This window comes from Microbacterium sp. BF1 (assembly GCF_019279095.1).
Taxonomy (GTDB): Bacteria; Actinomycetota; Actinomycetes; order Actinomycetales; family Microbacteriaceae; genus Microbacterium; species Microbacterium maritypicum.
In genome coordinates this window covers 1-8,901 of record NZ_JAGYWT010000054.1, presented here as the reverse complement: position 1 = coordinate 8,901, position 8,901 = coordinate 1, and the positions used below count along the sequence as shown (strand labels likewise).

Here is an 8,901-nt window from a genome sequence, read left to right as displayed (position 1 = left end):
CGTCGCTGCTGCGCACGATCGGCATCGCCGAGGGGCAGGCGGTCCCGCCGGCCCTGCGCACGCAGCTCTCCGCGCTCGAAGACGATCAGAAGAAGCGGGCGACGCGCAGCCTGCGCGACGGGATCGACCGCGTGCTCACCGATCTGCAGTCGCTGTTCCGCGACGTCGTGATGCTGCAGTTCGGCCGTGGTGACGATCTCATCAACAGTGAGCTTCGCACCGAGCTGACCGACCTCGCATCCGCCTGGTCCGAGACCCGTACGCTTGTCGTACTTGACCACCTTGCCGACACGCGGCAGTCGTTGGAGCGCAACGTCGCCCCTCTGCTCGCCCTGGAAAGCTTGCTCGTGACCATCACGAGCGGGAGGAAACCGTGAACAATCGATCGACTTCCCGCTTGCGTCGAGCCGCCGCGATCATCGCAGGGCTGGCCGCTGCGTCCGTCGCGCTCTCGGGCTGTCTGTACGCGATGATCCCCGAGCAGTCCTCGCGGCCGTCGACGACCAGCGCCCCCGATACCGAGGGCGTCGCCGAAGACCTGCTGCCTTTCTACTCGCAGGAGCTGACGTGGACGGAGTGCGGTGTCGGCTTCGACTGCACCGACGTCACGGCGCCTCTCGATTGGGAAGACCCGGGCAAGGGTGAGATCACCCTTTCGGTGGTTCGGCACCGCGCCGAGGGCACCCCCGTCGGCTCGCTGCTGACGAACCCGGGTGGCCCCGGGGCGAGCGGTGTCGACCTGATCCTCAACAACCTCGACTACGCCGTCGGCTCCGACCTCATCGAGAACTTCGACGTCATCGGGTTCGACCCGCGCGGGGTCGGGGCATCGACCGCGGTGACCTGCTACGACGCCCCGCAGATGGACGAGTACCTGTACGGCATCCCCGCTGCGGCCCGTGGCACGGCGGAGTGGGAGGCTGAGCTGCTCGATTCGCACAAGGCCTTCGCCGAGGCGTGCGACGCGAACAGCGGCGGCATCCTGCCCTACATCACCACGGTCAACGCCGCTCGCGACATGGATCTGATCCGCGCGGTGCTGGGCGACAAGCAGCTGAACTACCTCGGCTACTCGTACGGCACGTTCCTGGGGGCGACCTACGCGAAGCTGTACCCCGAGAAGGCCGGTCGCCTGGTGCTCGACGGTGCCATCGATCCCGCCGTTCCGGGGCTCGAGGTCGGAGCGACACAGGCGCTCGGGTTCGAATCCGCGCTGCGCGCCTACATGCAGGACTGCCTCGACTCGGGGGAGTGCCCGTTCAACGGCACCGTCGATGAGGCGATGACCGACCTGGGAGCGCTGCTCGCGAGCGTCGACAGCACACCGCTCAAGAGTGGAGACGGCCGCATGCTCGGCGCGGACTCCCTGATGACCGCCATCATCGCGGCGCTCTACTCGCAGGACAGCTGGGGCTACCTCACGCAGGCGCTCGATGAGGCGCTGCAGGGCGACCCGACATCGGCGCTGTTCCTCGCCGACTTCTACAACGGACGCGAGAACGGCACCTACACCGACAACTCCGCCGAAGCTTTCCGTGCCTACAACTGCATGGACTACCCGGTAGAAGACGATCCCGCAGCAGAGGCAGCGATCAACGCGAAGATCGCTCAGGGCGCACCGACGATCGCGCCGTACTGGACCGGCCCCGACTCCTGCTCGGTCTGGCCGTACCCCCCTACGGGCACGCGTGGCGAGATCAAGGCCGAAGGTGCGGGACCCATCCTCGTGATCGGCACCACGAACGACCCGGCTACCCCGTACGAGTGGTCCGAATCACTCGCGAACCAGCTCGAAGAGGGTGTTCTGATCACGCGCGTCGGCGAAGGGCACACCGGGTACAACAAGGGCAACGCCTGCGTCGACGACGCGGTCGAGGCTTTCCTGCTCGATGATGTCGTGCCCGAAGACGGCCTCCGCTGCGAGTGATGCGGCCTCGATTCGCGAGAGAGCGCGAGACAGGGTAATATCGGTGATCGCGCCGCTCACGCGTCGCACGCCGCTTTAGCTCAGTCGGCAGAGCATTTCACTCGTAATGAAAAGGTCGTCAGTTCGATTCTGACAAGCGGCTCCGAAGGCCCCGTGATGCGAAGAACATCACGGGGCCTTTCCCGTTCCTCACGGCGTACTCTCGAAGCATGAGCAGAGCGCTTCTCATCGTCGACGTCCAGAACGACTTCACCGAAGGCGGGGCACTCGCCGTCGAGGGAGGCGATGCGGTCGCCGCTGCCGTCACCGTCTTTCTCGCCGCCCACGCGGACGACTACGACGTGATCATCGCCTCGCGCGACTGGCACGACGCCGACGGTGACAACGGAGGGCACTTCGCGCCGACTCCCGACTACGTCGACTCGTGGCCGGTGCACTGCGTCGCGGGAACCGAGGGGGCCGAGTACGACCCGCTTCTGGCGACCGATGCCGTCACCCACCATGTCCGTAAGGGGCAGGGGAAGCCGGCGTACTCGATGTTCGAGGGTCGGACGGAGGCGGGGGAGACGGTCGGTGCGATCCTGACCGCGGCGGGCGCGCTCACCGCCGATGTGGTGGGCATCGCGACCGACCACTGCGTGCGGGCGACAGCTCTCGACGCCATCGCGCACGGCGTTCGCGTCCGCATCTTCACCGACCTCGTCGCCGGAGTCGCACCCGCGCCCAGCGAGGCCGCACTCGCCGAGCTCGTGCACGCGGGAGCGGAACTGGCCGAGAGTCCCAAGGCGTGAGTCGGAGCGTCCTTCTCCTGCGGGCCGTGAACGTCAGTGGCCGCAACAGCGTTCCGATGGCGCGTCTCCGCGAAGTGCTCGCCGCCGAGACCGACCTGGGCGACGTCTCCACCTACATCGCCAGCGGCAACATCCTCTGCCGCACGCCACTGGATCCCGATGCCGCGTGCGACGCTGTGCGCGCGGCCATCCGGGTCGAGTTCGGGGTGGACACCCCCGTCATCCACCGCACGCACGCGCAGTTGGTGTCCTCGGAATCCGCGCAGCCGTTCCCCGAGGGCGACGTGAAGTTCGTGCATGCGATGTTCCTCCAGGGCTCGCCGTCGGAGGGTGCGATCGAAGCATTGGAGCAGCGCCTCCTTCCGGCGGAGCGGATCGCGCTGGTCGGTGACGACATGTGGATCGACTACGGCGAGGGCGGCATGCACTCCACCCGACTCACGAAGGCGGTGCTGGATCGGGCGCTCGGCGTCGCGGGGACGGCACGCAACCTGCGGACGACGCGGACGCTCATCGAGTTGACGGCGTGACTCCGCCCAGATCTGTACTCATCGCTGCCGGTGGCGTGTGCGGGTGGGCTTGCAGGTCGACCCGGCGGGTGTCGCAGGCCGAGCACCGCACATAGAGCACGATGCCCTCGCTCGTCGGATGACGTGACTCCACGAGCCAGGCATGCTCGTGCGCCGGCGCAGCGGGGTGGACGCGGGGGATCGGAAGCGTGTTCAGCGAGGTCATGCATCCAGCGTGATGTAATGGTCTTATGCATCTCAACCCTTACGGCGAGTATGCCGTGCTGTTGGCCGCGTCACTGGCCAACGACTGGCCGGTGGATCGAGCAGGGATCGAGGCGCGCACACTCGAACTGGGGATGACGCAGACCTTCCCGCCCGCCGCGGATGACCATGAGCGGGTCAGGGTGATCATCGACGAATGGCTCTCGATCGTCGATGAACCCGACCCCGACGCGCGAGCGGCCCTCCTCAACGCACAACTCGCCGCCGCAGCCGCCTACCCGCGCCTGACGAACCACGACGACGAAGGATGGCACCTGCACTACCGCGACGACGTGCCGTCGATGCCCTACGTGCTCCGGGCGGTCATCAGCCTGGGTACCTCGCTGCATCTGGTCACCCGGGGGATGAGCCGGCTGAGTCGTTGCCAGGCCGCGCCCTGCACGAGAGTCGTCGCGGACGTGACCCGCAACGGCCGCCAGCGCTTCTGCTCCGTGCGTTGCGCCAACCGTGCGGCGGTGCGCAGACACCGCGCCCGGATCTGACAGACGGCGAATCGAGACTTTCGGCCACACCATGCGCGAGGCTTCCGTGCCACGATGGCCGAGAGACGATGAGGAGACGACGTGTCTGATGTGATCGTGAATGTCGACAACTTCGCCCGTGCTGAGACGGACGTGATGATCGATCGGATTCTGCAACAGGCCGGGGCCGTGAACGCGATCTACCACGATCGGCAGTTGGCACCGCTCGACAGGCAGCCCGTGATCCGACAGAACCGCGACACGCTCTACTCGGTCGCGATCGTCGACATCTCTCACGGAGTGACGTTCACGCTTCCGCCGTTCGGCGACCGATACGTCTCGGTCATGATCATCAACCAGGACCACTACATCAACCGGGTGCTGCACGAGCCGGGAACATACGATCTCACGGTCGACGAGTTCGGTTCCGACTACGTGGTGGTAGCCGCCCGCGTGCTGTTCGATCCGACTGATCCCGACGACCTCGATGCCGTCCACCGCATCCAGGACGGCATGCGTGTGGATGCGGGCTCTGCCACCCCGTTCGCACCGTCGGCGTTCGACCCGGTGACCCATAAGGTCACCCGTGATCATCTCCTGGCGCTCGCGGAGGGGCTTCGCGGATTCTCGCGGAGCTTCGGGAGCGTCGAGCAGGTGGACCCCGTGCATCACCTGCTGGGAACCGCTGCCGGCTGGGGCGGGCTCCCCGACGATGAGGCGCAGTACGTCGCACTGTTCCCCGGGCTCGAGCCCGGGCGCTACCGGCTCACGCTCCGCGACGTGCCGGCGGATGCGTTCTACTCGGTCAGCGTGTACAACGGCGACGGATACTTCGAGCCGAGCGCTTCCGGCATCACGAACGTCAACGACGTGTTCGGCGTCAAGAACGACGACGGATCCATGACGGTGTGGCTCGGCGACTTCGACGACGATCGCCCCAACCGGATACCGACGCCCGAGGGATGGAACCTGTTGATCCGCCTCTACCGTCCACGGCTGGCCGAGGTGGCGGGCTGGACCGTTCCCTCGGTCGAGCCCGCCGACTGAAGCACGGTCAGGCGGTCTGCCCGGCGTGCTTCCCCTCGCCGATCTCCTCGACGAGCTTCGCGTTGAACGCCGGTAGATCGTCGGGCGTGCGGCTGGAGACGAGGCCTTCATCGACCACGACCTCTTCGTCGACCCACGTCGCGCCCGCGTTGCGCAGGTCGGTTGTCAGGCTCGGGTAGCTGGTGAGCGTGCGCCCGTCGACGACACCGGCCTCGATGAGGATCCAGGCGCCGTGGCAGATCACACCGACCGGCTTGTGCTGCTCGAAGAAGGCCCTGGCCAGATCGACGGAGGCCTTGTCCATGCGCAGATGGTCCGCGTTGACGACGCCGCCGGGCAGAACCAGCGCGTCGAACTGATCCGCAGCGGTCGCCGACGCGTGTAGATCCACGGCCTGTTCATGTCCGTTCTTGCCGGTGATGGCCGCACCGTCCGGGGCGATCATGGTCGCGCTCGCACCTTCCGCCGTCACCGCATCCCAGGGACTCGTGAGCTCGCTGTCCTCGAATCCGTCGGTCGCGAGGAATGCCACGCGGCTGCCGCTGAGAGTCATCGTTCGTCCTTTCCTGGAGAGTCGTCCGCCGTTCGGGGGACGACTCCACGATCCCCCGCAGCGGAAGAGGAGGGAAGGGGGTGGCCGCGCAGGCGAGCCGGTGATACAGGTGAGCGGGAGAAGCGACGGCCCTCGGAGCGCTCCGCTCGGATCGAGGAGCCTCGGCAGTACGATCCAGACATGCGCGTTCGTCCTGCACTCGTCCTCCTCTCGGCGCTCGTCCTGCTCGCGGGGTGCGCTCCCGAGCCGGCGGCGAGCCCCTCGCCCTCCGCCTCCACGACGTCTTCGCCGACCCCCACGCCGTCTCCCTCGGCGTCCGAGACCGCGGAACCGCCGGCGGCGGGGACGGAATTCACTCCCTCGGTGCTCGTGCAGCTCTGCACCGAGAGGACTCGCGCCCTGGCCCCGAACGCGACGTACTTCGGCGACATGGCGACCACCGAACGGCTCGAACCGTCATCGCTCTGGTTCGTGGTCATCCCCAAGACGCTCGACGGTGCGGACAGCGTCGCGGTGTGCGGCATCGGCGGCACCCAGGAGGCGCCGGTGTTCGCCCTCGAAGGGGAGACCCTCCCGGATGGAGTGGCCGACATCCGCGAAGAACTGCTGACCGGAGCGCCCGGCGGCGAGTCCTGAGACGGCTGCCGAGAGGCGAACTGCGGCGGAGAGAGCATCCGCGCGTCTTCGACGTCACCGTAGAGTGATCCTGTCGGTGGGGTGACCTGACCGAACAAGAATGGGGGGGCCACGTCGTTGAGGGGATCGAATCGTTCTTCACCGTGATCGCGGTGGGCTTCGAGGTGCTCGGTGCACTCGCGATGGTCGTCGGGTTCATCATCGCCGTGGTGCTCGCCGTCCGTTCGCGGCGACGGTCGGGCGACGGTCACGCCGCCTATCTGCTCCTGCGCAACACGCTCGGCGCCGCTATCCTGCTCGGCCTCGAAGTCTTGGTCGCTGCCGACCTCATCCGCACCATCACGTCGAAGCCGTCGATCGAGGACGCCGTGATCCTCGGCCTCATCGTGCTGATCCGGACGGTGCTCTCGATGTCGATCCAGATCGAGATCGAGGGTGTCGCGCCCTGGCGTCGAGCCCTCCTGACCAGTGGCGGCCAGCTGATCGCGGAGAACGTCCGCCGAGACCGTGCCGCGGAGGCGACGGCCGTTGCACCCGAGGCGCCGACATCCTGAGCGACCTGCGCGCGGTGCTCGCGGATGTGCCGTCCTCCTCGACGGAGGCGTGGACGCCCGGGGCTGCTGACGGCTCGTGCGGATACCCCAAGCACATCGTCTTCTGGGTGGGCCCCGTGGGGCTCGAACCCACGACCCGCGGATTAAAAGTCCGATGCTCTGCCAACTGAGCTAGAGGCCCCTCATCAAAGTCTAGTGCGCACGACGAGGGGCCGTCGGCGACACAGCACCACCGACGGCCCCTTTCCTTCCCGGGTCTCTCCTCCAGAACCTGAGAAGGGCGTGTGCCGGGCGTCCTCCCACCCGGCTGTCCCTGGCTTAGGAAGCCGGGGGCATCAGAACCGTGTCGATCAGGTACACGGTCGCGTTCGCGGTCTGCACTCCACCGCAGATGACGCTGGCGCCGTTGACCTTCAGGTCATCGCCGCTGCCGGTCACCTCGAGGTCGGCGCCCTGCACGGTCGTGTACATGCCGTCGATGTCAGCCGGCTCGATCTGTCCGGGGACCACGTGGTACGTCAGGATCGAGCTCAGCGTGGCGCTGTCGGTCTTGAGGGCCTCGATCGTGGCGGGGTCGATCTTCGCGAAAGCGTCATCCACCGGTGCGAAGACGGTGAACTCGCCACCATTCAGGGTGTCGACGAGGTCGACGTCGGGGTTGAGCTGTCCGCTCACCGCAGCGACCAGCGTGGTCAGCAGCGGGTTGTTCGAAGCCGCGACCGCAACCGGGTCCTGCGACATTCCCTCGACCGAGCCTGCGCCGTCCGGCACGGCGTCGGCGTATGCCGCGCAGCCGGGGCCGACCAGGTTGGCCGCCGGGTCCATCTCCATCGGCGTCGACTCCGACGTCTCCGGTGCCGTCGGCTCGGACGATTCCGTGGTGCTGCCGCTGCCCATGGAACAGGCGGAGAGCAGGAACGCGCTCGCCAGGCCGAGGGTGATCGCTGCGGTGACCTTCTTCTTGGTGCTGAACATGTCGAGCTCCTTCAGAACTGAGCCACGGCCTCTCCGTGGCGTCGAGGGCTGTTCGGAGCCCGCTCGCGATCGGATGGGACGAATCTGAGAAATCTTTGAAACCGCCTCCACGACCGCGCAGGAGCGGACATTTCCGCGATCTCTTTTCCTTCACATTCGGGCGACGTCTGCACGTGATCGGGGAGGAGATACGGCATGCTTAGGGGGTGGTCATCGATGGGTTCGACGTTCCCGAGGACGGAGCGACGCAGGATGCTGTCGCCGACCTCATCGTCCGCGTCGCCTCCGGTGATCAGGCTGCCTTCGCGACTATCTATGACATGCTCTCCTCCCGCGTGTTCGGCCTCATCCTCCGTGTGCTGATCAACCGCGCGCAGAGCGAGGAGGTGCTCCAGGAAGTCTTTCTGGAGATCTGGCAATCCGCTTCCCGCTTCGCTCCGAACAGAGGTCAGGGACGAGCGTGGATCATGACGATCGCTCATCGCCGGGCCGTCGATCGGGTGCGAGCTTCGCAGTCGAGCGCCGACCGAGACGTACGAGCGGGATTCAAGGACATCGGCGTCGCGCACGACAGTGTCGCGGAGCAGGTCGAATTGGGGATCGAGGGAGGAAAGGTCGTCGAAGCGCTGTCGGGTCTTCCGGAAGCGCAACGCGAAGCGCTCGTCCTCGCGTACTACGGCGGTTACAGTCAGAACGAGATCGCGGCCCTCGTGGGAGCGCCGCTGGGGACTATCAAGACACGGATGCGAGACGGGCTCACTCGTCTGCGCACGGCGATGGGGGTGACGGCATGAACGAGAAGGACTTCGCGGAACTCGCGGCAGGTGCCGCGCTGCACTCGCTCGACGCAGAAGACGAGCGACGCTATCGCGCTGCCCTCACTGAGCACCCGGAATGGGAGGACACTGTGGATGCGGACACCGCCACCGCTGCGTCGCTCGCAGACCCGGTCGAGCCTGTCACCCCGCCCTCGCACATTCGTACCGCTCTGCTCGCGCGGATCGCGGACATGCCGCAGGACGACGGATCGCGAACGGATCCGGACCCCTCCTCGGCGAACGCCGAGAGCACAGCCGACTCGTACGGCGCCGGCGCCGGTGACGAGCCCGCGATCTCACCGAAGCCGAAGCAGCGCCGCTGGACGCGGAGCGTGTTCGCCCTGG

11 protein-coding genes, 2 tRNA genes and 1 pseudogene are annotated in these 8,901 nt (G+C 67.0%); 11 read left to right on the top strand and 3 right to left on the bottom strand.

What is annotated here, in order from left to right; all coding sequences use genetic code 11:
• The 7 genes from KZA10_RS03470 to KZA10_RS03440 form a co-directional block, all read left to right on the top strand.
• Positions 1-377 (top strand): DNA polymerase III subunit delta' C-terminal domain-containing protein (locus KZA10_RS03470; protein ID WP_306300787.1); only part of this gene is annotated, 377 nt, incomplete at its 5' end.
• Complete coding sequence (locus tag KZA10_RS03465; RefSeq protein ID WP_218682179.1) at positions 374-1,927, top strand: alpha/beta hydrolase; 1,554 nt, start codon at positions 374-376, stop codon at positions 1,925-1,927. The genes KZA10_RS03470 and KZA10_RS03465, both read left to right, overlap by 4 nt.
• Positions 1,928-1,996: 69 nt before the next feature.
• Positions 1,997-2,069 (top strand) — tRNA-Thr (locus KZA10_RS03460).
• Positions 2,070-2,136: 67 nt separating this feature from the next.
• Positions 2,137-2,718 (top strand): isochorismatase family protein, encoded by a 582-nt coding sequence (locus tag KZA10_RS03455; protein ID WP_141385836.1) that lies wholly within the window; start codon positions 2,137-2,139, stop codon positions 2,716-2,718.
• Positions 2,715-3,248: a DUF1697 domain-containing protein gene (locus KZA10_RS03450; protein WP_141385837.1), complete on the top strand. Its 534-nt coding sequence runs from the start codon at positions 2,715-2,717 to the stop codon at positions 3,246-3,248. The genes KZA10_RS03455 and KZA10_RS03450 overlap by 4 nt, the downstream gene beginning before the upstream one ends.
• A 230-nt stretch (positions 3,249-3,478) precedes the next feature.
• A complete protein-coding gene (locus KZA10_RS03445) occupies positions 3,479-3,994 on the top strand; it encodes a CGNR zinc finger domain-containing protein (RefSeq protein ID WP_218682178.1) in 516 nt (171 codons plus the stop codon).
• 81 nt (positions 3,995-4,075) lie between these two features.
• The gene (locus KZA10_RS03440; protein WP_218682177.1) at positions 4,076-5,020 is read left to right on the top strand and encodes a DUF1254 domain-containing protein; all 945 of its coding nucleotides are present in this window, start codon (positions 4,076-4,078) and stop codon (positions 5,018-5,020) included.
• A 7-nt stretch (positions 5,021-5,027) separates the two neighbouring features.
• Here KZA10_RS03440 and KZA10_RS03435 read toward each other — a convergent pair whose 3' ends face one another.
• On the bottom strand, positions 5,028-5,573 hold the full coding sequence (locus KZA10_RS03435; RefSeq protein WP_218682176.1) for a type 1 glutamine amidotransferase domain-containing protein: 546 nt from the start codon (positions 5,571-5,573) through the stop codon (positions 5,028-5,030).
• A gap of 180 nt (positions 5,574-5,753) precedes the next feature.
• Between KZA10_RS03435 and KZA10_RS03430 the strand changes: the two genes are divergently transcribed.
• Together KZA10_RS03430 and KZA10_RS03425 are read left to right on the top strand one after the other, a co-directional pair.
• The gene (locus KZA10_RS03430; RefSeq protein WP_055865271.1) at positions 5,754-6,209 is read left to right on the top strand and encodes a hypothetical protein; all 456 of its coding nucleotides are present in this window, start codon (positions 5,754-5,756) and stop codon (positions 6,207-6,209) included.
• Positions 6,210-6,352: 143 nt separating this feature from the next.
• Entirely contained in the window at positions 6,353-6,763 is a 411-nt protein-coding gene (locus KZA10_RS03425) for a DUF1622 domain-containing protein (protein ID WP_308289575.1), read from the top strand.
• A gap of 108 nt (positions 6,764-6,871) precedes the next feature.
• On the opposite strand, the gene KZA10_RS03420 is transcribed toward KZA10_RS03425, so the two are convergent.
• Together KZA10_RS03420 and KZA10_RS03415 are read right to left on the bottom strand one after the other, a co-directional pair.
• Positions 6,872-6,944 (bottom strand) — tRNA-Lys (locus tag KZA10_RS03420).
• Positions 6,945-7,081: 137 nt separating this feature from the next.
• Positions 7,082-7,738, bottom strand: a complete 657-nt coding sequence (locus tag KZA10_RS03415) for a fasciclin domain-containing protein (protein ID WP_141385841.1) — start codon at positions 7,736-7,738, stop codon at positions 7,082-7,084.
• A 206-nt stretch (positions 7,739-7,944) separates the two neighbouring features.
• Between KZA10_RS03415 and sigK the strand changes: the two genes are divergently transcribed.
• Both sigK and KZA10_RS03405 read left to right on the top strand, forming a co-directional pair.
• On the top strand, positions 7,945-8,532 hold the full coding sequence (gene sigK / locus KZA10_RS03410) for an ECF RNA polymerase sigma factor SigK (RefSeq protein ID WP_218682175.1): 588 nt from the start codon (positions 7,945-7,947) through the stop codon (positions 8,530-8,532).
• Positions 8,529-8,901: pseudogene (locus KZA10_RS03405) on the top strand (hypothetical protein); the annotation flags it as partial. The gene sigK and the pseudogene KZA10_RS03405, both read left to right, overlap by 4 nt.